Genomic DNA, 23172 nt, shown 5'->3' on the forward strand with positions numbered 1-23172 from the left:
GATTCGTCGACGCTACCGGGGAGTGAGGGGTGAGGGGCGGCGATGTCGCCTGCCCCCCACCCGGACGAACGGTTACCCGAAAACCGTTCGTGCGGCCGGATCCGGCTCGAAGGAGCGGTCCGACCGAACGCGTGATGCGTTCCAGCTCCTCCAGTATTCGCGAGGTGCGTCCCGCCGTCTGTAGGTATTTCGGGGGACACTTCCCGGCCGAACGGTCAGCCGGTGAAGCCGTTCCAGCCCGCGGCGCGGTTCAGGGGCGTCCGCAGGCCGCGCGCCGACAGCTCCCAACGGGACCGCGGGGCGTCGTCGGGCGCCGTCGCCTCGGCGACCTCGCGCACGTAGGCCTCGCTGACGACGACGATCGCCGCGGCCAACTCCTCCTCGGTGGGCGTGCCGCGCACGACCTCGGCCACGACGGGCCGAAGGTCGGAGTCGGGTGCGGCGCTCACAGCGGGATGTTCCCGTGCTTCTTGGCGGGGAGGCTCGCGCGCTTGTTGCGCAGAGCCCGCAGCGCCTTGGCGATCGATACGCGCGTCTGCGCCGGCTCGATGATGCCGTCGAGCTCGCCGCGCTCAGCCGCCAGGAACGGGGATGCCACGTTGTACGTGTACTCGTTCGCCAGGCGCGCGCGCACGGCGGCGACGTCTTCGCCCGCCTCCTCGGCGCGCTTGATCTCGCCGCGGTAGAGGATGTTCACCGCGCCCTGACCGCCCATGACGGCGATCTCGGCGGTCGGCCAGGCGAGGTTGATGTCGGCGCCGAGCTGCTTGGAGCCCATGACGATGTAGGCGCCGCCGTAGGCCTTGCGCAGGATGACGGTGACCAACGGCACGGTCGCCTCGGCGTAGGCGTACAGCAACTTGGCGCCGCGGCGGATGACGCCGGTCCACTCCTGGTCGGTGCCGGGGAGGTAACCGGGCACGTCGACGAGGGTGACGATCGGCACCGAGAACGCGTCGCAGAAGCGAACGAAGCGGCTGGCCTTCTCGCCCGCGTCGATGTTGAGCGTGCCGGCCATCTGCGACGGCTGGTTGGCGATGATGCCGACGGTGCGTCCCTCGATGCGTCCGAACCCGATGACGATGTTCGGTGCGAACAGCGGCTGCACCTCGAGGAAGTCCCCGGCATCCACGATCCCGTCGATGACGGTGTGGATGTCGTACGGCTGGTTGGGGGAGTCGGGGATGACGGAGTTGAGCGAGCGGTCGGCGTCGGTCGTCTCAAACTCGAAGGGGGTGTCGTAGACGGGGATCTCGGCGAGGTTGTTGTCGGGCAGATACCCGATGAGCCCGCGCGCGTAGTCGATCGCGTCGTCCTCGTCGTCGGCGAGGTAGTGCGCCACGCCCGAGCGGGTGTTGTGGGTCAGGGCGCCGCCGAGCTCCTCCATGCCGACGTCTTCGCCGGTCACGGTCTTGATCACGTCGGGGCCGGTGACGAACATCTGGCTGGTCTTGTCGACCATGATGACGAAGTCGGTGAGGGCGGGGGAGTACACCGCGCCGCCCGCGGCGGGTCCCATGACGATGGAGATCTGGGGGATCACGCCCGAGGCTGCGGTGTTCAGGCGGAAGATCTCGCCGTACTTGCCGAGGGCGACGACACCCTCCTGGATGCGCGCTCCACCGGAGTCCAGGATGCCGATGATCGGGATGCCGCTGCGCAGCGCGAGCTCCATGACCTTGATGATCTTGTCGCCGGCCACCTCGCCGAGCGACCCGCCGAAGGTGGAGAAGTCCTGGGCGTAGACGGCCACGTTGCGGCCGTGGATGGTGCCGGTGCCGGTGACGACGGAGTCGCCGTAGGGGCGGGACTTGTCCATGCCGAACGCGGTGGTGCGGTGGCGCACGTACTCGTCGAGCTCGACGAAGGAGCCCGGGTCGACCAGCATCTCCAGGCGCTCGCGGGCGGTGAGCTTGCCCTTCGCGTGCTGCTTCTGGCGCGCGGCGGCTTCGGCATCGACGACCGCCTCCTGGAACCTGCTGCGCAGGTCCGCGATCTTGCCGGCGGTGGTGAAGAGATCGGGCTGGTCGGTCACGCTTTCCACCCTAGCGACCGCACCGGCACCGGCGTTGGAGGGTGCGCACAAGCGAATCGCCGCCGGGCTGTGGCATCCGGCCACTGAGCACCTCGGGCGACGCGCGCAACCGGATGCCGACGAGCGGCCGGTTCTCTAGGGTGTGGACATGCCGATCCCCGCGTCCGGATACCCTCGCACCGCCGACATCAGCCCCCGCGTCCAGGTGGTGACGACCACCGACTCGACCAACGCCGACGTCGTCGCCGCCGTCACGGCCGATCCTGCCGGGTGGCCGCACCTGTCGCTGCTCGTGACCGACGACCAGCGCGCGGGCCGCGGGCGCCTCGATCGCACGTGGACCGCGCCGGCGGGTACGGCGCTCGCCGTGTCGGTCGTGGTCGACGCATCCAGCATTCCGATGTCGTCCCGGGGGTGGATCCCGCTGGTCGCGGGTGCCGCCATGACGCGCGCGGTGCGGGCGCAGCTGACCGGCCACGGTGGTAGCGCCGAGCTCAAGTGGCCCAACGACGTGCTCGTCGACGGCGCCAAGATCTGCGGCATCCTGGCCGAGGCGGTGCCGGGGACGTTCGACACGGTGGTGGTCGGAGCCGGGGTGAACACGCGCATGAGCCGCGCCGATCTGCCCGTGACGACCGCGACGTCGTTCCCGGCGATCGGCGCGGAATGCGACGACGACCGCCTGCTGGCCGACTACCTCGGTCACCTCCGCGACACCCTCTCCGCCCTCGCGTCCGGCGACGTCGCGAGCGTGCATCGCGACATCGAGGAGCTCTGCGCGACGGTGGGGCGCGACGTGGCCGTGTCGATGCCGGACGGCACCACGCTCGAGGGGCGCGCCGAGCGTCTCGACGACGACGGCCGCCTCGTCGTCGCGGCGGGCACGCTCCAGACGGTGGTGGCCGCGGGCGACGTCGTCCACGTGCGCTGACGCGCTCGTCGGCGCGGGTCGTCGCGACGGCCGCCCGCGTGTGCGCCGCGCTCGCCGGGCCCGGGGTCGCACAATGAGAGGGTGACCCAGCCGTCGAGCTCGATCGGGCGCCCGCGCATGCCGGCGCCGGGAACGAACGCGCCCGAACTGCGCATCGCCCGGTTGCACGCCCACGCCCGAGGGCTGTTCTGGTCCGCTCTCGTTCTGATCGCGGCCGCCGGGGCGACGGCCTACTTCTACGACAACCTCCCCGCCCCGTACGAGAACTGGATGCTGCTGACCGCGGCCGCGGTCGTTGTGCTGCTGCTGGTCGTCATCCCGTTCCTCGTGTGGCTCTCGCACACGTGGACCATCACGACGCGTCGCGTCATCGAGCGCTCCGGGCCCTTCGGGTCGACCCACCGCGAGATCTCCCACGTGCGGGGGTACGCGATCCAGATGCGCCGCGGCATCCTCCAGCGCCTGTGGGGAGCGGGCACATTGTCGTTGTCGAACGGCGTCGAGCCGCCGCTGCGCATGAAGAACATCCCGCACGCCGTTCTCGTGCACGAGACGCTGGTCGACCAGGTGGAGGTCAATCAGATCCTCGCCCACCGCGATTCCCAGACCTTCGGCTCGGGTTCCGTCGGGCTCTGACGGCGGGGCTTGCGGGCTCCGAACGTGCGTCCCGGCCCCTTCGACCGGCTCAGGGACCTCCACGGCACGCGGGGGCACGACGGCGAGACGGAGGTGCCTGAGCCTGTCGAACCCACCGGGCTCAGGCACCTCCGTTGCGGCGGCGGGGCGCAGGGGTGCCCGCGCCCGTCGAAGCTACCGGCGCCAGCGCTGATGCGTCCGAGGGCGTTGCCGCACCGACGCACGGCTCGCGCCCGCCCGGGAGGCCCGACAGAATGGATGCCGACGGAAGGAGCGGCATGGCGCTGCGAGTCGGAGTGGTCGGTGGCGGACAGCTGGCGCGGATGATGATCGCGCCGGCGGTCGAGCTGGGCGTCGAGATCCGCGTGCTCGCCGAGGAGGAGGGCATGTCGGCGGGTCTCGCGGCGACCGCCGTCGGCGACTACCGCGATGCCGAGACCGTGCTCGCCTTCGCGCGCGACGTCGACGTGATCACCTTCGATCACGAACACGTCCCGCAGGACGTCCTCGCCGCCCTCGTCGACGCGGGCGTCGTCGTACACCCCGGTCCTGCCCCGCTCGGCGTCGCCCAGGACAAGCTCGTCATGCGCGCCCGCATGGCGGAGCTGGGTCTGCCGCAGCCCGACTGGGCCGCCGTCTCCGACTCCGCGGGGCTGCAGGACTTCCTCGACGCCCACGGCGGCCGCGCTGTGGTGAAGACGCCGCGGGGCGGCTACGACGGCAAGGGCGTCCGTGTCGTGTCGGCCGCGACCGAGGCGGACGACTGGTTCGCCGCCCTCGCCGAGGACGGCAACGGCGGATCGCTTTTGGTCGAGGAACTCGTCGACTTCACGCGCGAGCTCGCCCAGCAGGTCGCCCGCCGCCCGTCCGGCGAGGTGCGGGCCTACCCCGTGGTCGAGACCGTCCAGCGCGGAGGCGTGTGCGCCGAGGTCGTCGCCCCCGCCCCGCGCGCCGATGAGCGCGTGCAGCGCGTGGCCGCCCAGATCGGCGTCGCGGTCGCGGAGGGCCTCGAAGTGACCGGCATGCTCGCCGTCGAGCTGTTCGAGACCACCGACGAGCGCATCCTCATCAACGAACTCGCCATGCGCCCCCACAACAGCGGCCACTGGACGCAGGACGGCGCCGTCACGAGCCAGTTCGAGCAGCACGTGCGCGCGGTGCTCGACCTCCCTCTCGGGTCGACGGATGCCGTGGCCCCGTGGACCGTCATGATCAACGTCCTGGGCGGGCCGGCGCAGGGCACGCTCGAGGAGCGGTTCCCCGCCGCCATGGCGGCGCACCCCTCGGCCAAGATCCACACTTATGGGAAGGCGCCCCGGCCGGGCCGCAAGGTCGGGCACGTCAACGTCGTCGGCGACGATCTCGACGACGTGGTCTACGAGGGGCGGGCGGCGGCGGCGTTCTTCGACTGAGCGAACGGCGGAGCGCGACTCCTGAGCGCGCCGTTCCGCGATCTTCCAGCGAGCCGCCCTAGCCTGGACCGGTGACCCGGCCGCTGCATTCCTCCGAGACGCCCGTGGTCGGCGTCGTCATGGGCTCCGACTCCGACTGGCGCGTCATGGACGCCGCCAGTGAGGTGCTGACCGAGTTCGGCATCCCGCACGAGGTGGAGGTCGTCTCGGCGCACCGCACGCCCGACAAGCTCGTGCGCTATGGCCGTGAGGCACGGGCCCGCGGGCTGCGCGCCATCATCGCCGGGGCCGGGGGAGCGGCGCACCTGCCGGGCATGCTGGCATCCGTCACCGCCCTTCCCGTGATCGGCGTCCCGGTGCAGCTGGCCACCCTCGACGGGCTCGACTCCCTGCTCAGCATCGTGCAGATGCCCGCGGGCATCCCCGTCGCGACGGTCTCGATCAACGGGGCGAAGAACGCGGGTCTCCTGGCAGCGCGCATCCTCGGCAGCGGAAACGCCGAGCTCGCGGAGCGCGTCGAGGCCTACGCCCGCGATCTCGAGGCTCAGGTCGAGGAGAAGAACCGGCGTCTGAAGGACTCCCTGTGACCCTGGCGGCCCCCGCACGTCCGCGCGCGCACGCGCCGATGATCGAGGCGCGGCCGCTGCGCACCCCCGACGCGTCGTCCGTCGAAGTCATGACCCGCCGCGGCTGGTGGCTCGTCGTGCTGAACGTCCTCATCCCCGGGTCGGCCCAGGTGCTCGCGGGCAACCGGCGGCTCGGGCGATTCGGGCTGGGGGCCACTCTGGCGCTGTGGACGCTGCTCGTGCTCGCGGGACTCGGCGCGATCCTGTGGCCCACCGGCCTGTTCACCCTCGCGACCGGATCGTTCTTCCCTGATTTCCTGTCGTGGTTCCGCCCTCTGCCGCTGACCCTCGTGCAGATCGTGCTCGTCGGCTACGTCGTGTTGTGGATCGTGCTGACGATCGACACCCTGCGCCTCATCCGCCTGGTCAAGGTCGGACCGCTCTCGCGCGTGGCGCTGACCGTCGTATCGGTGGGGATGCTGGTGCTCACCGGCTCGGGAGCCGCGTGGGCCGCGCAGGTCGCGGGCAGCACCCGCGACGCGTTCTCCACGATCTTCGCCCAGTCGGCGCCGGTCGTGCCGCCCTCCGACGGGTACTACAACATCCTCCTGCTCGGCGCCGACTCCGGCGAGGGTCGCGACTCGATGCGCTTCGACAGCATCTCCGTCGTCTCCATCGACGCCGCCACCGGCGCGACGACCATCACCGGCATCCCGCGCGACATGCCGCACTTCCCCTTCGCGCCGGGACCGATGCAGGACAAGTACCCCGACGGGCACACCGGTTACGCCAACGCGACGTGCGGCTGGGGCAGCGGCATCAACCAGCTCAAGACCGAGGTCGAGATCTGCCAGGACGGTGACGCCCTCTACCCCGACGCCGAGGCGCACGACTCCGAGCCCGGGATCGAGGCGACGAAGGATGCCGCTGAGGGGATCATGGGCATCCAGATCCCCTATTACGTGCTCATCGACATGAAGGGTTTCGCCGACGTCATCGATGCTCTCGGCGGGGTCGACATCACCGTCCAGGAGCGCCTGCCCAAGGGCGGACCCGCCTACGACGGCCAGCCGGTGGACGACTGGGCCTTCGGGTGGATCGAGCCCGGTCAGCAGCACATGGACGGAGACACCGCCCAGTGGTACGCCCGTTCGCGCTACACGACGAGCGACTTCGACCGCATGCGCCGCCAGCGCGAGCTTCAGGAGGCGATCCTCGCCCAGTTCACGCCGCAGAACGTGCTCGCCCACTTCCAGCAGGTGGCCACGTCGACCACGAACATCATCCAGACCGACCTGCCGCAGAGCCTCATCGCCCCGACCCTCGTGGGCCTCGCCCTCAAGGCGAAGGATCAGCCGGTCAACACCCTCGAGCTCACGCCCGAGGGCGGCGTCGACGAGTTCGACCCCGATTACGCCCAGGTCCAGCAGATGGTGAAGGACGCCCTGCACCCATCGACCGGAACGGAGAGCCCCGCGCCGTGACCGTCACCCTCCGTGTGGTCCTCGACCAACTCGTCACCCCGACCTCCCGTGACCTGGCGGAGGCCTCGGCATCCTTGACGGAAGCCCTGATCGCGACCGCTCCGCGCGGATGCGACGTCGCGGCGATCGTGCCCGCCCCCGGACTCGCCGACGATCAGGCGATCGCCGGGCTGACGTCGGAGACACGACTGGCCGTGCGACGCCGCGAACTCGCGGCCTCGTGGCAGCTGGGCGTGGCTCCGGGCATCGGCAAGGGACTGATCCACTCGCCCACGGCACTCGCGCCGCTGGTCCGCCACGACCGGGTCAACGAGACGCATCAGATCGTCGTGACGCTCTGGGACCTGCGGGCGTTCGAGACCCCTGACGAGTTGCCGAAGACCGAGAGCCTCGCCGCGCGGGCCCTGCTCTCACGCGTGGCGAAGCACGCGGATGCCGTGATCGTGCCGACCCACGCCATGGCCGATCGACTCGCCGAGACGGCCAAGGCCAAGCTGGTCAAGAAAGTCCGCGTGATCGGCGGAGCCCCCGCGGCAGGACTCCGCGTGCCCTCCGACGCCGTCGGGCGCCTGCGCGCCCTCGATCTCCCCTCGACATTCGTCGGGACCTCCGGGGGTACCGCCGCATCCGATGGGCTTGCCGAGGCCTTCGCCGCCGTGGTCGCGGCGGGCTGGGACGGCGACGTGGTCGTGCTCGACGTGCCCGAGGGGGAAGAGCCCGCTGTGGCCGACATCGCTGCGGCGGCCGGCCTCGCCGAGGCGCGCGTGCACGCCCGCGGTTCGCTCGACCGCTGGGACCGCGCCGCCGTCCTCTCGCACGCCGCCGCGTTCCTCGCGCCCTGCGCGCGCACCGACTGGCCCTGGCGGGCCGTGGACGCCCTCGCCCTCGCCGTGCCCGTCGCCGCCGCCGACACCGCCGCGCACCGTGAGGTGCTCGACGACGCCGCCGCCTACGGGCCCGCGGGCGACCTGGGCGACGCCCTCGCCCGCGCCCTCGGCGACGAGGCCGAGCGCCTCCGCGTGCTCGCCGGGGACCGGGCGAAGGGCTTCGCCTGGGGCGCCGCGGCCGAGCGCGTCTGGGCACTGCACGCGGAGCTGTGATCGACGGGGTGCCGCGAGGCTCCCGAGGCGGCGGCGGCATCGACCCTAAGCTTCGACGCATGCCTTCTCGCGTCGGGATCGTCGTCCGCACCCGTCAGCGCCCCGCGTTCCTGCGCCGGGCGCTCGCCGACATCGCCGCGCAGACCGACACCGACCGCCGGATCGTGGTCGTGGACGACGGCGGGGATGCCGCGGAGGTCGACCGCGTCGTGGCCGAGTCGGGGCTCGCCGACGTCGAGGTCGTGCACATCGCCGACGGGGAGGGCGGTCGGTGCATCGCTGCCAACACGGGCGTGCGCGCGCTCGACACCGACTACGTCGTGCTCCACGACGACGACGATCGGTGGCATCCGGATTTCCTCGCACGCACGGTGGCCTGGCTCGACGGGCACCCCGACCACGCCGCGGTCGCGGTGCCGACCGAGATCGTGTACGAGGAGGACCGCGGCGGCGCCTGGGTCGAGGTGGGCCGCGCCCCGTTCTGGGCCGGGATGCAGCGGGTTTCGCTCACCGAGATGATGAGCATCAACCGGATGGTGCCGATCGCCGTGCTGTACCGCCGCGCGGTGCACGCCGAGGTCGGGTGGTACGACGAGACCCTCGATGCGGTCGAGGACTGGGACCTCTACCTGCGCATCCTGCGCCACGGCGACATCGGCTTCCTCCCCGGCGAGGCTCTCGCCTACTGGACGCAGCGACCGGATGCCGACGGCCTCGACGCCAACAGCATGTTCAGTCTCGCCGCCGAGCACGCACGCGACGACGCCGTCGTCCGCGACCGGGCCCTCGCGGAGTGGGTGCGTCGGGAGGGCGCCGGACTCCCGCTGTTCGTCGCCGCGTCGCAGGCCGAGCTGGCGGCCCACGTCGACCGCTCGCTCGACAACGCTGCGGAGCGGATCGTGAAGCGCCTGCGCACCGAGATCGCGTCCGACGTCCGCCGCGAGATCGATGCGCATCAGCCGGTGATGTCGCGGATGCGGCGACTGCGGCGGAGGCTCGGGTGGCGTTAACATATGCCCCCCTTCCTTCACAATATTCCCATCCGTCACTCGGGCAACGCATAATGAACGCGTGAAGCACCTCCACGGCACCGTCGTCACGTCTCCCGCGAGGCGCGCGCGTGTCGCGTCGACCTCACTCCTCGTCCTCGCGCTGATCTCGTTGTCCGCGTGCGCGACCCCGGCGCCCGGAGCCGCGCCCGTCGCGTCCGACACGGCGTCACCGAGTGCGTCCCCCTCCGCGCCCGCGACGGCCTCTCCCTCTCCGACGGCCACCGCTGACCCCTCTCCTGCGCCGAGCGAGAGCGCGACCGATTCGCCGTACAACGGTGAGATCCTCGTCATCACCTCGGAGGTGATCGACGGGTCGCTCGAGGTCACCGCGATGGTCCCCGGGATCTCCGAGTCCGGCGGCACCTGCACCCTGACCCTCGAGAAGTCGCAGCGGACCGTGTCGGTGTCCGCCAACGAAGGCAAGGAAGTCACCTACTGCGGTCTCATGTCCATCCCCGTCGCCGAGGGTGAGGACGCGGCGTTCACCGTCTCGTACACCTCCGCGAACCTCCGGGCGCAATCGGCCCTCACCACCATCGAGACGGCGCCGTGATGCGTCGTTCCCGCCGCCGCAGCGTCGCGGCGGTCGTCGCCTCCTGGGCGTGCGCCATCGCTCTCCTCGCGGCAGCGCCGCTCGCGCTCCCGGCCACGGTCGCGCCCGCGCCGGCCGCGGCGGCCGCGGACGCGTCGGACTGGAACCCCGGCAGCATCATCGACGATGCGGTGTTCTACGACGGCGCCGCGATGTCGGCGGGGGAGATCCAGACCTTCCTCGACGGGAAGGTCCGCTCGTGTCAGTCGGGCTACACCTGCTTGAAGGACTATCGGCAGAGCACCGACGACCGCCCGGCCGACAAGTACTGCAACGGCTACGCGGGTGCCGCGAACGAGAGCGCCGCCACCATCATCGCGAAGGTGGCCCTCTCCTGCGGCATCAGCCAGAAAGCGCTCCTCGTGCTCCTGCAGAAGGAGCAGGGGCTGGTCACCTCGACCGCTCCGTCGGCATGGAACTACTCCGCGGCAACCGGTCAGGGCTGCCCCGACACCGCTCCGTGCGATCCTTCGACCCAGGGGTTCTTCTACCAGGTCTACTACGGCGCCCGTCAGTTCGAGGTCTACCGCCTCAATCCGACCTGGTGGGGGTATCAGGCCGGCCGGTGGAACAACATCCTGTACAACCCGTCCGCCAGCTGCGGCACGCAGCGCGTCTACATCGAGAACCAGGCCACGGCCGGTCTCTACATCTACACCCCGTACGTGCCCAACCAGGCCGCGCTGCGCAACCTCTACGGTGAGGGCGACGGGTGCAGCGCATACGGGAACCGCAACTTCTGGCGCACCTTCACCGACTGGTTCGGCTCGACCAAGGCGGGCGGTCGGCCCTTCGGCTCGATCGACGCGATCGAGGCGTACCCGGGGGGCATTCGCGTACGCGGGTGGGCGATCGATCCCGACACGTCCGGTTCCATCCAGGTCCGCGTCTCGCTTGCCGGGGCCGTCACGACTCTCACCGCCGACGCCGATCGGCCCGACGTGGGCGCCGCGTATCCCGGGAGCGGCAGTCGCCACGGGTTCGACACCCGCATCCCTGTCACGACGGGCGGCAGCGGGCAGGTGTGCCTGACCGCGGTGAACACCGGCCAGGGGGGCGACGTCGGGCTCGGATGCCGTGACATGCCGTTCTACACCGGTTCGCCCGTCGGTGCGCTCGATTCCGTCGCGGTATCGTCGGGCTCGATCACGGTGACGGGGTGGGCCATCGACCCGGACACCGCCGCTTCGATCGCCGTGCACGTCTACGTTGACGGTGTCGGAACGGCGGTTACCGCGCGTCGCGTCCGCGCCGACCTGGCCACGCCCTATCCGGTCCACGGCACGGCGCACGGGTACAGCACGACCCTCAAGGTGCCTCTGGATGCCCGACAGGTCTGCGTCTACGGCATCGACACCGGGGGTGGCGACAACACCACCCTCGGATGCCGCAGCATCATGACCCCCGCCTCGCGCGACATCGGTCGGGCGCCCATCGGCTACATCGACGGCATCGACGTCGCCGGCACCACCGCGCGCGTGCGGGGATGGGCCATCGACCCCGACACGCAGAAGCCCATCCCCGTGCACATCTACGTCGGTGGTGTCGGGCGCGCCTTCACGGCGGATGACAAGAGGACCGATATCGCCAAGGCCTACCCGGCCTACGGCGACAAGCACGGCTTCTCGGAGGTCGTCGACCTCCCCGCGGGCAACACGACCGTGTGCGCCTACGCGATCAACACCTCGGGCGACAACACGACCCTTGGCTGCCGCTCGGTCACCGGCGGAGATCAGGGCCGCGCACCCATCGGCAACTACGAGTCGGTCAGCGTCTCGGGGCGCAGCGCGACCGTCACGGGCTGGGCCATCGACCCCGACACGATCCGCCCCATCGCCGTCCGCATCTCGGTCGACGGGAAGTCCACGCGTGTCACCGCGCAGACGTCGCGGCCGGACGTCGCCGCCGCCTATCCGGTGTACGGCGCGACGCACGGCTACTCCCGCACCGTCGACATCCCCATCGGCCCCTCCACGGTGTGCGTGACGGCCGTCAATACCAGTGGGCCCGACACTGATCTCGGCTGCCGGTCGATCACGACGCCCGACGAGGGCAAGACGCCCATCGGCGCGGTCGACGAGGTCACCGTGTCCGGGACGACCGCGAACGTCCGCGGGTGGGCGATCGACCCCGACACCGCCAAACCGATCGATGTGCACGTCTACGTGGGGGCATCGGCGTCGGTGCTCACAGCCAACGCCAGCCGTCCCGACGTGGGCGCGGCCTACCCGCTGTACGGTTCCGGACACGGGTACCAGTCGTCGGTGCCCATCCCGGTGGGCACCTCTCGCCTGTGCATCTACGCGATCAACACCTCGGGGGCGAACCCGCTGCTCGGCTGCCGGACGGTGACCGGCGTCGCCGGGGCGCCCATCGGGCGGCTCGACGCGGTAAGCGCCGCGACGGGGGCGCTCACGGTGCGCGGATGGGCCTTCGACCCCGACGTGGCCGGCCCGGTCTCGGTGCAGATCTCCATCGACGGATCGGTCCGCACGGTCCGCGCTGATCGATCGCGCCCCGACGTAGGCGCGGCCTTCCCCGCGGCGGGTTCCGCCCACGGCTTCGAACAGCGATACACCGCGACGAAGGGGAAGCGTCAGGTCTGCGCGACCGTGGTGGACGACAAGGGCGGGTTCACGGTGTCGCTCGGCTGCCTCTCGGTCACCGTGCGCTGAATCGCTCGACCGGCGTCCCCCGGTTCGCACTGGGCTCGTGTGCGCCGCGAAGCGGCCCTCCCGGTCTGTGCGGCGTCCCGCGGCCGGCGCAGTCGGTCAGGCCGGTCGGTCACCGTGCGGTGACGCTCGATCTCGGGGCCCGCTCGACGAGGTCGCTCCCGCGCCGCACGAGGGTGCCGGTGAGCACGAGGAGCCCGCCGAAGAACGCCACGGCGAGGACGGGGACGGCGAGGGGAGGCGTCCACTGCCAGGCGGCCGTCAGAGCGCTCGTGTCGCCGGCCAGATAGCGGTGACCGGTGCGCACCGCCGTGATCGTCACTCCCATGACGAGGAATGTCGGCAGCAGCCAGCGCAACATTCCCACGACGCGTCGGGTGCCGGCATCCATCGGGGTCGTGCTCGGGCCCGCATCCGCGGCCAAGGCGGCGATGACGAGGAGGGCGGCGACGAGCGGCATGGTGTAGCGCCCCTGCCAGCCGTAGCCCGACCATTGCAGGCCTGACAGCACGCCCGGGATGAGCGTGGCGGAGCCGAACGCGATCAGGATGGCCCATCGGGCGCGCCGCGTCGCGAGACCGAAGCAGAACACGAGGGCGCCGCCGAGGAGCAGGACCCACGAGGTCGACAGGATGTTGGGACTGCGCAGGTCGAGCCAGCCGAGGTTCCCGTACATCTGCGTGACCTGCTCGTGGTAGTTCGAATAGAACACCGAGATGCCCGTGAGTCCGTCCGCGAGCGAGGCCGGCTTCTCGACCCCGACGTAGTTCGTCCCGTGTCCGAGCACCCACAGGACGCTGAAGGCGGTGACCGCGGCGACGCCGCCGGCGAGGATCCACGCCCGATGGTCGGTCAGCAGACGCCGTGTGCGCTCGACTCCGGCCACGACGAGCAGCGCGACAGCGGTCACCGCGAGGAACAACGGCGACAGCCCGCGTGTGACCACGAGCACGCACGAGGCGGCGAGCAGGAGGGAGTGCGCCTCACGCCATCCGGTCGTCGAAGGACCGCACGCGACGGCGAAACCGGCGACCGTGGCGGCGAAGAGGGTGGCGATCTCCCACGCGCTCGGGTTGAGCACCATCCCGACGTAGAGCGTCATCGGCGTCAGGAACAACGTTGCTGCGAGCGCGGGCAGGGGGGAGCGGGAGGACCGCCGCAGCAGCGAGAGGCCCCAGGCCAGGAAGAGGGCCGTGACAACGGCCGCCAGGACCCGGGAGAGGTACAGACCGTACTCGGTGGGCACGACCAGGGTGCCGAGACCCGTCCACAGATAGAAGACGGGGTTGTAGAGGCCGGCGTTCGTCTGCGAGAGCACCTCGGCGGTGGAGCTGATGCGGAGCGGTCCCTGACAGGCGGCCGTCACGTCGGGATGGAAGGCGATGCAACCGGCGAAGACGTCCATGTTCGAGAACCGGGCCGGCAGCGTGGGCTCCAATGTCCCCGCCTGGCCGCGCACCACGGCCGCCGCATAGACGTAGTGAGCCGCCTCGTCGGCGCCGGAGGCGATGGGCAGGAACGCGGCGCCCGACAGCAGGATCGCCAGCAGGGCGATGAAGACGACGGCAACGTCCACCAGGGGACGCCGGGGGAGGGCGAGGCGGGCGAGGAGTGCAGACATGAGGTGGATCCTTCTGGGCGTCCCTGCGCCGTCGGGGTGGAGGCGGTGACGACCCGTGTGATCCTACAAGCCGCCGCTTTCACCACCCGGATCGCCCCTCGAACAGCGGCGGCGCCCCGCGGACGCGGCGAGGGGCGCTGCTACGATGAGGGCGATGTCTGCGGCACGATCGAGCACTCTGGTCATCGTTCCAGCATGGAACGAGGGCGAGAGCGTCGGCCCCACGATCCGGGAGATCCTGGCCCAGCCCGAAGCCTGGGACATCCTCGTCGTCGACGACGGTTCTCGGGACGACACAGCGGTCAGAGCCCGCGAAGCCGGGGCCACGATCCTGTCGCTGCCGTTCAATCTCGGCGTCGGCGGGGCGATGCGGGCGGGGTTCCGTTACGCCCAGCGCCACGGGTACACGCGGGCGATCCAGGTCGACGCCGACGGCCAGCACAACCCGCGCGACATCGCGGCAGTGCTCGACGGTCTCGAGAGAGCAGACATCTCGATCGGCGCTCGATTCGCGGAGGTCGGCGATTACTCCGCGCGTGGCCCGAGACGGTGGGCAATGCGCATGCTCGCCGGCGTCCTCACCCGCATTTCCGGCACCCGGCTGACCGATGTGACAAGTGGGTTCCGTGCCGCCAACGTCCGGGCCATCGACCAGTACGTCGACTACTACCCCGCAGAGTATCTCGGCGACACCGTCGACTCGCTCGTCAACGCCGTGCACGCGGGGTTGACCGTGGTCCAGGTCCCCGTCGCGATGCGTCCGCGCGCCGCGGGCCGCCCCAGCCAGAATCCGCTGGGGGCCTCGCTCTACCTTCTGCGCTCCGTGTTCGCCCTGTCCCTGGCGATCATGCGCGGTGCCGCGTCGAAGACGGGAGTGCGCGCGTGATCGTCGCCGCCGGGGTCACCTTCGCCGTCGTGGTGCTGGGGTTGATCGTCGTCCTGCTTCTGCGTCGTCAGCTGCGCGAGAAGTACGCGACGTTGTGGCTCGTCGTCGGCTTGGCCCTGCTCGTGATCTCGATCTTCCCGGGCCTCCTCGTGCAGTTGACGCATCTGCTCGGTGTCGAGGTCCCCGCCAACCTCATCTTCGCGATCTCGATCGCTCTTCTCGTCGGCGTCGCTCTGCACCTCTCGTGGGAGCTTTCGCGCGCCGAGGAGGAGATCCGCAGCCTCGCCGAGGAGTCCGCCATCAACCGCGCCGACCTCGAGGCCCTGACCCGCCGGATCGCACATCTCGAATCCGCGCGGGCCGCCGACGACTCCCCGCACATCGAGTCCGATCTCCCGTGACCGGCCCCGCCCGGGCGACGGGATGCCGCGCCCTCGCCTATCAGGACGCGTCGGTGTCGGGCCGTGGCGCGGGGAAGATCCAGTACCGGTAGGCGAAGTAGTTCCACACGGTCGTCGAGCCCACCGCGACGACCTTCCCGACCACCCATGGCAGTCCCAGCGCGGCGACGCCGGCGACGATGCCGGTGGTCGCCACCGTGTTGAAGGCCACCAGCGCGGTGTATTTGACCGCGCTGGATGCCACACCGGTGTCGGAGGAGAACGTGAAGGTGCGCTGCAGCAGATAGGTGACGGCGAAGCTCAGGAGGAACGCCGTCGGGGTCGCGACGACCAGCGGCACTCCGATGACGTCATGAAGGAGGGCGAGCAGGCCGACGTCGATGAGGAACGCGCCGCCGCCCACGACCAGATAACGCACCGCGCTGTGCGACCACACGCGGCGAGCCGCCCGGGCGACGACGCCGGGGCGCCGCGCCCCCCGGCGCTCGTCGCCGCTCACGCGCGATCGAGGTAGGCGCGCAGTTGCGCGTCGGCGTCTCCGAGGGGGATGCCGACGGCGATCGTGCCCGCGGCGTCGAGCACGCTGTTGCGCGGACGCGGAGCGACGGGAACGGTGGCCCCGGCGAAGTACTCGTCGGTGCTGACGCCCGTGACGCGTGCGGGGTCGTGACCGGCCAGTTCGAAGACGCGGCGGGCGATGTCGAACCAGGAGGCGGGCTCGCCCTGTCCGGTGACGTTGTAGACCCCGGCCGGCACGTCTGCGTCGAGGACGACCCGGATGGCGCGGGCGATGTCGGAGGTGAACGTCAGCCGGCCGATCTGATCGTCCACCACGCGCGGATCGATCCCGCGGGCAGCGAGCGACGCCATGGTGCGCACGAAGTTGTTGCCGTCGCCGATGACCCAGCTCGTTCGCAGCACGAAGTGGCGCGGCACCGTCTGAACGATCGCGTCGCCCGCGGCCTTCGTCTGTCCGTAGACGCCCAGGGGGGAGAGGGCGTCTTCGGTGCCGTAGGCGTCGCTCTTCGTGCCGTCGAAGACGTAGTCGCTCGAGACGTGGACGAGGGTGATGCCGTTGGCCGTCGCGATACGGGCCAGGGCGGCGACCGCCGTGACGTTCGCAGCCCACGCCTCGCTACGGCCCTCGGGCGTCTCGGCTGCGTCGACCTTCGTGTACGCGGCGGCATTGACGATCGCGCCGTAATCGCGCCAGCGCCGCGCGGTGTCCAGGCCCGGGGAAGTGAGGTCGAGTTCGGAGCGGGTGGCGTACTCGATCCACGGGTGCTCGCCGAACTCCTCCCGCAGCGCGCGCCCGAGTTGGCCGTTCGCGCCCGTGACGAGGATCTTCTTCGGCGGCATCGGGATGACGTCGGCGAGCCGCGGGTGATCCTTGTCTTTGGCGCTGATCTCGACCTGCGCGAGGGGGATCGGCCACTCGATCGCGGCCGTCTCATCGGCGAGGTTGAGGAAGGTGTAGGTGGCGTCGGGAGACCAGTGGTCGTTGACCAGGTATGTGTACGCGGTATCGGCCTCGAGCGTCTGGTATGAGTTGCCGACGCCGCGCGGCACGAAGATGGCCGTCGAGGGGTCGAGTTCGGCGGTGAAGACGGCGCCGAAGGAATCGCCCTCACGCAGGTCGACCCAGGCGCCGAAGATGCGGCCCGTGGCGACGGAGACGTACTTGTCCCACGGTTCCGCGTGGATGCCGCGGGTGGTGCCCACCGCGTCGTTGAACGAGATGTTGTTCTGGACGGGCCCGAAGTCGGGCAGATCCACGGTCGACGCCGTCATCTTCTCGCGCTGCCAGTTCTCTTTGAACCACCCGCGGGAGTCGCCGTGCACGGGCAGGTCGAGCAGGATCAGGCCGGGGATGGTCGTCTCCCGTGCGGAGAGCGCCTTTCCGAAGTCGATCGACACCGCGTCACTGCCCCTTGCTGGCGTAGAACGCCTCGACGCCGTCCTTGGTGGGAGCCCACCAGGCCTCGTTCTCGCGGTACCAGTCGATCGTCGCGGCGAGGCCGGATTCGAAGTCGCCGTAGGTCGGCTTCCACCCGAGTTCGGTGCGCAGCTTGGTCGAGTCGATGGCGTACCGGAGGTCGTGACCTGGGCGGTCCGCGACCAGGTCGTAGGCGTCGACGGGCTGCCCGGTGATCTGCAGGATCAACTCGACGACGCTCTTGTTGTCCTTCTCGCCGTCGGCGCCGATGAGGTACGTCTCGCCGATCTCGCCCTTGTCGAGGATCGTCAGGACGGCGGAGGAGTGGTCGTCGGCGTGGATCCAGTCGCGGACGTTCTCGCCCGTTCCGTAGAGCTTCGGGCGAATGCCGCGCAGCACGTTGGTGATCTGGCGGGGGATGAACTTCTCGACGTGCTGGTACGGCCCGTAGTTGTTCGAGCAGTTGCTGATCGTCGCGCGCACCCCGAACGAGCGCACCCACGCGCGCACGAGGAGGTCGGAACCGGCCTTGGTCGACGAGTACGGCGACGAGGGGTTGTACGGCGTGCTCTCGGTGAAGCGGGCCGGGTCGTCGAGCTCGAGGTCGCCGTAGACCTCGTCGGTGGAGATGTGGTGGAACCGCACGTCGTGGCGCCGAGCCGCTTCCAGCAACGTGTAGGTGCCGATGATGTTGGTGTCGAGGAACGGGCGGGGGTCGTGCAGCGAGTTGTCGTTGTGCGACTCGGCCGCGTAGTGCACCACGGCGTCGGCCTCGGCGACGAGGGGGTCGACGACGGCGGCGTCGGCGATGTCGCCGACGACCAGACGCACGCGGTCCTCGGGAAGCCCCGCCAGCGACGACGCGTTGCCGGCGTAGGTGAGCTTGTCCAAGACGGTCACCGAGTGGTCGGTGTGCGCGATGACGTGGTGCACGAAATTGGATCCGATGAAACCGGCGCCACCGGTCACGAGAAGACGACTCATGCGCTCCAGATTAGCGGGGTCCTCCTGCGCCTCTTCCGGGGCGGATTGGCGCGCACAGCCGCATAGGGGAAAATGACCTCCATGCGCGGAATCATTCTTGCGGGCGGCACGGGCTCCCGACTCCACCCGATCACCCAGGGCATCTCGAAGCAGCTCGTGCCCGTCTACGACAAGCCGATGATCTACTACCCGCTGTCGACCCTGATCCTCGCCGGCATCCGAGACATCCTCATCATCACGACGCCGCAGGATTCCGAGCAGTTCCAGCGCCTGCTGGGCGACGGTTCGCGATTCGGCATCTCGCTCACCTACAAGGTGCAGCCCTCGCCCGACGGCCTCGCCCAGGCTTTCCTCCTGGGCGAGGAGCACATCGGCTCGGAGTCGGTGGCCCTCGTACTGGGCGACAACATCTTTTACGGGCAGGGCATGGGCACGCGGCTGCGCCAGTACAGCGAGCTCGACGGTGGCGTCGTGTTCGGCTACCGGGTCGCCGACCCGACCGCGTACGGGGTCGTTGAGTTCGACGCCGCGGGGCGCGTGGTCTCGCTCGAGGAGAAGCCCGAGCACCCGAAGAGCAACTACGCGGTCCCCGGTCTGTACTTCTACGACAACGACGTGATCGAGATCGCCCGGAACCTCACCCCCTCGCCGCGCGGCGAGCTCGAGATCACCGACGTCAACCGCGCCTACCTCGAGCAGGGCCGACTGCGGGTCGAGCTGCTGCCGCGCGGCACGGCATGGCTCGACACCGGGACGTTCGATTCGCTCAGCGAGGCGACCGAGTTCATCCGCACCGTCGAGAAGCGTCAGGGTCTGTCGATCGGATGCCCTGAAGAGGTTGCGTGGCGCATGGGCTTCCTCAGCGATGACGAGCTCCGGGAGCGCGCCGAGCCCCTGGTCAAGAGCGGTTACGGCCGCTACCTCCTCAGCGCCCTCGAGCATGGCGCCGAGCGCTGAGGCGGGCGCCGAGACGCACCTGAGCGCCGGTCCGACCGAAGCTCGCGCGGCGGGCGCCTCCGTCGAGCGTGCCGTGGTGTTCGCGGTCCGGGCCGCGGGGCGCGTCGAGGAGACGACGGTCCACGCACTCCGGGCCCTGCGTCGGGTCGCGTCGACGATCGTCCTCGTGCACCCCGGCGCTCTGGCATCCGATGTTCGTGGTCGCGTCGCGGCGCTCGTGGACGACACGGTTGAGACGGAGTCCGAGGAGTTCTCCTCCGACGCCTACACCGTCGCAATCGACCGCGTGCGTCACCGGGTTCCGACGGTCGACGAGATCGTGCTGACCGGCGACTCGTGGTTCGGCCCGGTCGGAGACGTGGCCGCCCTCTTCGATCGGATGTCGTCGATCGAGGCCGACGTCTGGGACGTGCTGCCGCCCGCCGCTCCGCGAGAGGCATTTCCGGGCGAGGGGTTCCCCGCCGTGAGCGATCGACCGTGGTTCCTGACCGTGATCCGCCGCCCGCTTCTCGACAGCTCGGTGTGGCACCGCTGGTGGGGGAACGGCGTGGCCGCCGGCGAGCGCGAGCGCGCCCTGGCCGGCGAGGTCGAGCGCGCGGGCTTCCGGCACGCGCGCGCATACGACACCGCCCATCTGCACGCGCACGATCCGGGACTGTTCGCCCCGGTGGACCTGCTCGACATGGGCGTGCCGTTCGTCGATCGAGCTGTGTTCACGAGCTATCCCCCGTTCCTCGATCGCTTCGCGATCATCGGCAGCGAGATCGAGCACTCAATGGGCGAGGGCGGTTTCCCCGTCGACGTCCTGCGCTCGAGCCTCGCCAGGTGCGTCCCGCCGAAGGCGCTCAACACCACCCTCGGACTGCTCTCGGTGCTGCCGGGCCGCGCGGTCGATCCCGAGGCGGGGTCGTCGCTGAAGCTGGCCGCGGTGGTGCACGTCAGCGACCTCGAAGAGATCGACGAGGTGCTGCGACGCCTGCAATTCCTCCCGCCGGGCGCCTCCGTCTTCGTGACCACGACGGAGGGCGTCACCGCGGCGCGCTTGGAACGCCTCCTCGAGACCTGGGCGGCGACGAACGCGCACACCTATGAACTGCGCGTGACTCCGCAGAGCCCGGGTCGCGACATGGCCGATTACTTCGTCGGATGCCGAGACGTTATCCAGTCCGACCAGTTCGACCTCATCGTCAAGCTCCACATGCGCCGGGCGCCGTGGAAGACCATGAACCGGCTGCGGTATTTCCGTCGCTACCAGTTCGAGAACCTGCTGGACAGCCCCGGATACGTGCGCAATCTGCTCTCCCTCTTCGAGAAGGAGGAACGGCTGGGCATCGTTTTCCCGCCGATGATCCACGTGGGCTACGCGACGATGGGCCGTGGGTGGGCACTGCTCGAACCGCACGCGCAGCGCCTGGCGACACAGCTCGGAATCCGCGTTCCCCTCGACACGGTGTCGCCGCTGGCCCCGTACGGCGGCATGTGGGTCGGACGCCCCGCGGCGTTCCGTGCGCTCACGCAACGCCGGTGGACCTTCGGCGACTACGGCTGGAAGGGCGAGCGTCGATATGGTCACCTCGCCCACCTGCAGGAGCGGCTCGTGAGCGCGTCGGCGGGGGAGTCCGGCTACTACTGCCGCACGGTCCTCACTCACGCCCACGCCGAGATCGCTTACACGGCGCTGGAGTACAAGGTCGACCAGATGTTCTCCACGACGCGCGGATGGCCCGTCGAGCAGATCGGGTTCCTGCACAGGGCGGGCTACACCGGATACGGCGGGACTGTGGCCCTGGTGCGCATGTACGTCCGCACGAACCATCCCCGCGTGGCCGACGCGTTCCGCCCCGTGTACCGGATCGCCCTGCGGGGGCACCGTGTGCTGTCGTCCGCTCGCCGAGTGGCATCCCGCTTGCGCAGTGAACGCGGTGAGAAAGAACGAGAGGCGTCATCGTGAAGACCGCGGAGCTCATCGGCGATTGGACGCGACCGGCCGACACCTTCCCCGACGACGGCAAGCGCCTCCTCGTCTACGTCGTCTACGACCGGCGTGGCGAGGTGGGGGATTTCGTCGTGTACGCACTCGAGCGCATGCGCGAGTTCTGCGACACGATCGTGGTCGTCTCCAACGGCCCGCTGACGGCTGGGGGACGGAAGCGCCTGGAGGCGCTGGGGGACGTGGTGCTCGAGCGCCCCAACGAGGGCTACGACATCTGGGGCTACAAGCACGGCCTCGACGCGATGCACGACCGCCTCGAGGAGTTCGACGAGCTTCTGCTCGTCAACGACACCTGGTTCGGGCCCATCCGGCCCTTCGCGCCGCTGTTCGAGCGCATGAACGGGCACCCTCTGCACTTCTGGGGCATGACGGACCACCTGCGCGTGGAGCCGCACCCCTTCACTCAGGAGGGTTACCTGCCCTACCACCTGCAGTCGTACTGGGTCGCCGTGCGTCGACAGATGTTCCTCTCGCCCGAGTGGGTGGCGTACTGGCGCGACCTGCCGAAGATGACGTCGTACTCCGACGCCGTGACCAAGCACGAGGGCGTGTTCACGGAGCACTTCACGCAGCAGGGCTTCTCCGGCGAGGTCGCCTTCCCGACCTTGACCGACAAGATCGAGAACCACGCGGTGCTGTATGCCGAGCAACTGATCGAGGCGGGGTGCCCGACTCTGAAGCGCCGGCCGTTCTTCCAGTGGCCGGTCTTCCTCGACCGCGTCGCCGTGGTCGGCAAGTGGACCCTGGAGGCGGCGGAACGCAGCGGCTACCCCGTGCGGCTCATCTTCGACGACCTCGCGCGCAACGTGGAACCGCGCGTGTTGAACGCGGACGCCGCGCTCCTGCGCGTCCTCTCGCCGACCGATGACGACTACGACCCGGCGGCGCCGTTGCGGACGGCGGTCTTCGCGCACATCTTCTACGTCGAGATGACGGACGAGATCCTCGACCGCGCGGGATACCTGCCCGGCGTGACCGATCTCATCGTGACGACGCCGGATGCCGAACGCGCACGCGCCATCGAGGACATCATCGCCGCGCGCAACCTGCCGGGCCGGACCGAGGTGCGGGTCGTGGCCTCCAACAACGGCCGCGATCAGGCCGCGTTCCTGATCGGATGCCGCGACATCCTGCTGTCGGACGAGTACGACCTCGTCGTCAAGATCCACTCGAAGAAGACGCCGCAGGACGGGGCGAACGTCGGTCGGCACTTCCGCCGCCATCAGTTCGAGAACCTGCTTCACGGTCCGCACGAGGCTGCCAATGTCGTCGCGCTGTTCCAGCAGCAGCCCGGCCTCGGGCTCGCCTTTCCGCCGACCGTCCACCTCGGTCACCCCACGATGGGCCACGCCTGGTGGGCGAACCGCCCGGGCGTGGAGAAGCTCTGCGGGGAACTCGGCATCCGGGTCCCCCTGGACGAGGTCTCGCCGCTCGCACCTTTCGGGTCGATGTTCTTCGCCCGGCCGCAGGCCCTGCGCCTCCTGGTGGAACGAGAGTGGACGTACGACGAGTTCGGGGGAGCGGAAGCCTACGTCGACGGCGGTCTCGCCCACGTCCTCGAACGCATGCCGGTGTACGCGGCGGGGGAGCTGGGCTTCCATTCGATGACCATCGCGACGCCCGACTATCTGGCCAAGAGCTACACGGCCTTCGACTACAACCTCGATCAGATGTCGGCCACCATGCCGGAGGACACCCAGCATCAGATCGAGTTCCTGCGTCGCGCGGGTTACATCGGGTGGGGCCGTTTCCGCGATTTCGTCGACATGTGGGTGCGCCTGCACCGCCCCGATTCCGCAGCGCGCATCGATCGGCTGTTCGCGCGCAGCGAGGGCATGCGCGGTCGTCTGTGGCGCGCACGTCAGCGGCTGCGCCGTCGCTGAGCACAGACGTCCCGCAGGAACAGCCCACTAG

Annotated in this window: 20 protein-coding genes; 14 read left to right on the forward strand and 6 right to left on the reverse strand. The window is 70.1% G+C overall.

Going from position 1 to position 23172, the window contains the following annotated elements; all coding sequences use genetic code 11:
- Nucleotides 1-215 precede the first annotated feature (215 nt).
- Nucleotides 216-449: an acyl-CoA carboxylase subunit epsilon gene (locus B0B15_RS06315; RefSeq protein ID WP_076674210.1), complete on the reverse strand. Its 234-nt coding sequence runs from the start codon at nt 447-449 to the stop codon at nt 216-218.
- The gene (locus B0B15_RS06320) at nt 446-2035 is read right to left on the reverse strand and encodes an acyl-CoA carboxylase subunit beta (protein WP_371113237.1); all 1590 of its coding nucleotides are present in this window, start codon (nt 2033-2035) and stop codon (nt 446-448) included. The genes B0B15_RS06315 and B0B15_RS06320 overlap by 4 nt, the downstream gene beginning before the upstream one ends.
- Before the next feature lie 148 nt (nt 2036-2183).
- Between B0B15_RS06320 and B0B15_RS06325 the strand changes: the two genes are divergently transcribed.
- The 9 genes from B0B15_RS06325 to B0B15_RS06365 all read left to right on the forward strand — a co-directional run bounded on the left by B0B15_RS06325 (nt 2184) and on the right by B0B15_RS06365 (nt 12483).
- The gene (locus tag B0B15_RS06325; RefSeq protein ID WP_076675239.1) at nt 2184-2966 is read left to right on the forward strand and encodes a biotin--[acetyl-CoA-carboxylase] ligase; all 783 of its coding nucleotides are present in this window, start codon (nt 2184-2186) and stop codon (nt 2964-2966) included.
- A gap of 81 nt (nt 2967-3047) precedes the next feature.
- The gene (locus tag B0B15_RS06330) at nt 3048-3602 is read left to right on the forward strand and encodes a PH domain-containing protein (RefSeq protein ID WP_076674216.1); all 555 of its coding nucleotides are present in this window, start codon (nt 3048-3050) and stop codon (nt 3600-3602) included.
- Between the two features lie 278 nt (nt 3603-3880).
- On the forward strand, nt 3881-5014 hold the full coding sequence (locus B0B15_RS06335; protein ID WP_076674219.1) for a 5-(carboxyamino)imidazole ribonucleotide synthase: 1134 nt from the start codon (nt 3881-3883) through the stop codon (nt 5012-5014).
- Nucleotides 5015-5133: 119 nt separating this feature from the next.
- On the forward strand, nt 5134-5601 hold the full coding sequence (purE, locus tag B0B15_RS06340) for a 5-(carboxyamino)imidazole ribonucleotide mutase (RefSeq protein ID WP_076675240.1): 468 nt from the start codon (nt 5134-5136) through the stop codon (nt 5599-5601).
- Nucleotides 5598-7064, forward strand: a complete 1467-nt coding sequence (locus tag B0B15_RS06345) for an LCP family protein (protein WP_371113238.1) — start codon at nt 5598-5600, stop codon at nt 7062-7064. Before purE ends, B0B15_RS06345 begins: the two co-directional genes overlap by 4 nt.
- Nucleotides 7061-8164, forward strand: a complete 1104-nt coding sequence (locus B0B15_RS06350) for a glycosyltransferase (protein ID WP_076674222.1) — start codon at nt 7061-7063, stop codon at nt 8162-8164. Before B0B15_RS06345 ends, B0B15_RS06350 begins: the two co-directional genes overlap by 4 nt.
- A 59-nt stretch (nt 8165-8223) precedes the next feature.
- Entirely contained in the window at nt 8224-9174 is a 951-nt protein-coding gene (locus tag B0B15_RS06355) for a glycosyltransferase family 2 protein (RefSeq protein ID WP_076674225.1), read from the forward strand.
- A gap of 61 nt (nt 9175-9235) precedes the next feature.
- On the forward strand, nt 9236-9769 hold the full coding sequence (locus tag B0B15_RS06360; RefSeq protein WP_076674227.1) for a hypothetical protein: 534 nt from the start codon (nt 9236-9238) through the stop codon (nt 9767-9769).
- Nucleotides 9769-12483, forward strand: a complete 2715-nt coding sequence (locus B0B15_RS06365; protein WP_256334257.1) for a hypothetical protein — start codon at nt 9769-9771, stop codon at nt 12481-12483. The genes B0B15_RS06360 and B0B15_RS06365 overlap by 1 nt, the downstream gene beginning before the upstream one ends.
- Before the next feature lie 109 nt (nt 12484-12592).
- Here the strand turns inward: B0B15_RS06365 and B0B15_RS06370 are convergent, their stop codons facing one another.
- A complete protein-coding gene (locus B0B15_RS06370) occupies nt 12593-14101 on the reverse strand; it encodes a DUF2142 domain-containing protein (RefSeq protein WP_076674229.1) in 1509 nt (502 codons plus the stop codon).
- A gap of 154 nt (nt 14102-14255) precedes the next feature.
- Here B0B15_RS06370 and B0B15_RS06375 point away from each other — a divergent pair, with 154 nt between their 5' ends.
- Together B0B15_RS06375 and B0B15_RS06380 are read left to right on the forward strand one after the other, a co-directional pair.
- A complete protein-coding gene (locus B0B15_RS06375) occupies nt 14256-14987 on the forward strand; it encodes a glycosyltransferase family 2 protein (RefSeq protein WP_076674232.1) in 732 nt (243 codons plus the stop codon).
- Nucleotides 14984-15388 (forward strand): DUF2304 domain-containing protein, encoded by a 405-nt coding sequence (locus tag B0B15_RS06380; protein WP_076674234.1) that lies wholly within the window; start codon nt 14984-14986, stop codon nt 15386-15388. Before B0B15_RS06375 ends, B0B15_RS06380 begins: the two co-directional genes overlap by 4 nt.
- A 40-nt stretch (nt 15389-15428) precedes the next feature.
- On the opposite strand, the gene B0B15_RS06385 is transcribed toward B0B15_RS06380, so the two are convergent.
- The 3 genes from B0B15_RS06385 to rfbB are packed head-to-tail and all read right to left on the reverse strand — an operon-like array spanning nt 15429 to nt 18308.
- Nucleotides 15429-15887 (reverse strand): GtrA family protein, encoded by a 459-nt coding sequence (locus B0B15_RS06385; RefSeq protein ID WP_083708889.1) that lies wholly within the window; start codon nt 15885-15887, stop codon nt 15429-15431.
- The gene (locus B0B15_RS06390; protein ID WP_076674236.1) at nt 15884-17305 is read right to left on the reverse strand and encodes a sugar nucleotide-binding protein; all 1422 of its coding nucleotides are present in this window, start codon (nt 17303-17305) and stop codon (nt 15884-15886) included. Before B0B15_RS06390 ends, B0B15_RS06385 begins: the two co-directional genes overlap by 4 nt.
- Nucleotides 17306-17309: 4 nt before the next feature.
- Nucleotides 17310-18308: a dTDP-glucose 4,6-dehydratase gene (gene rfbB, locus B0B15_RS06395; RefSeq protein WP_076674239.1), complete on the reverse strand. Its 999-nt coding sequence runs from the start codon at nt 18306-18308 to the stop codon at nt 17310-17312.
- 81 nt (nt 18309-18389) lie between these two features.
- On the opposite strand from rfbB, the gene rfbA reads away from it, so the two are divergent.
- Genes rfbA through B0B15_RS06410 form a run of 3 tightly spaced genes read left to right on the forward strand, consistent with a single transcriptional unit; the run spans nt 18390 to nt 23141 of the window.
- The gene (gene rfbA, locus B0B15_RS06400) at nt 18390-19265 is read left to right on the forward strand and encodes a glucose-1-phosphate thymidylyltransferase RfbA (RefSeq protein WP_076675246.1); all 876 of its coding nucleotides are present in this window, start codon (nt 18390-18392) and stop codon (nt 19263-19265) included.
- Nucleotides 19249-21216 (forward strand): rhamnan synthesis F family protein, encoded by a 1968-nt coding sequence (locus B0B15_RS06405; protein ID WP_076674242.1) that lies wholly within the window; start codon nt 19249-19251, stop codon nt 21214-21216. The genes rfbA and B0B15_RS06405 overlap by 17 nt, the downstream gene beginning before the upstream one ends.
- Nucleotides 21213-23141, forward strand: a complete 1929-nt coding sequence (locus tag B0B15_RS06410) for a rhamnan synthesis F family protein (RefSeq protein ID WP_076674244.1) — start codon at nt 21213-21215, stop codon at nt 23139-23141. The genes B0B15_RS06405 and B0B15_RS06410 overlap by 4 nt, the downstream gene beginning before the upstream one ends.
- The last annotated feature ends 31 nt before the right edge of the window (nt 23142-23172 follow it).

It is taken from the genome of Microbacterium sp. RU1D, assembly GCF_900156435.1.
Taxonomy (GTDB): domain Bacteria; phylum Actinomycetota; class Actinomycetes; order Actinomycetales; family Microbacteriaceae; genus Microbacterium.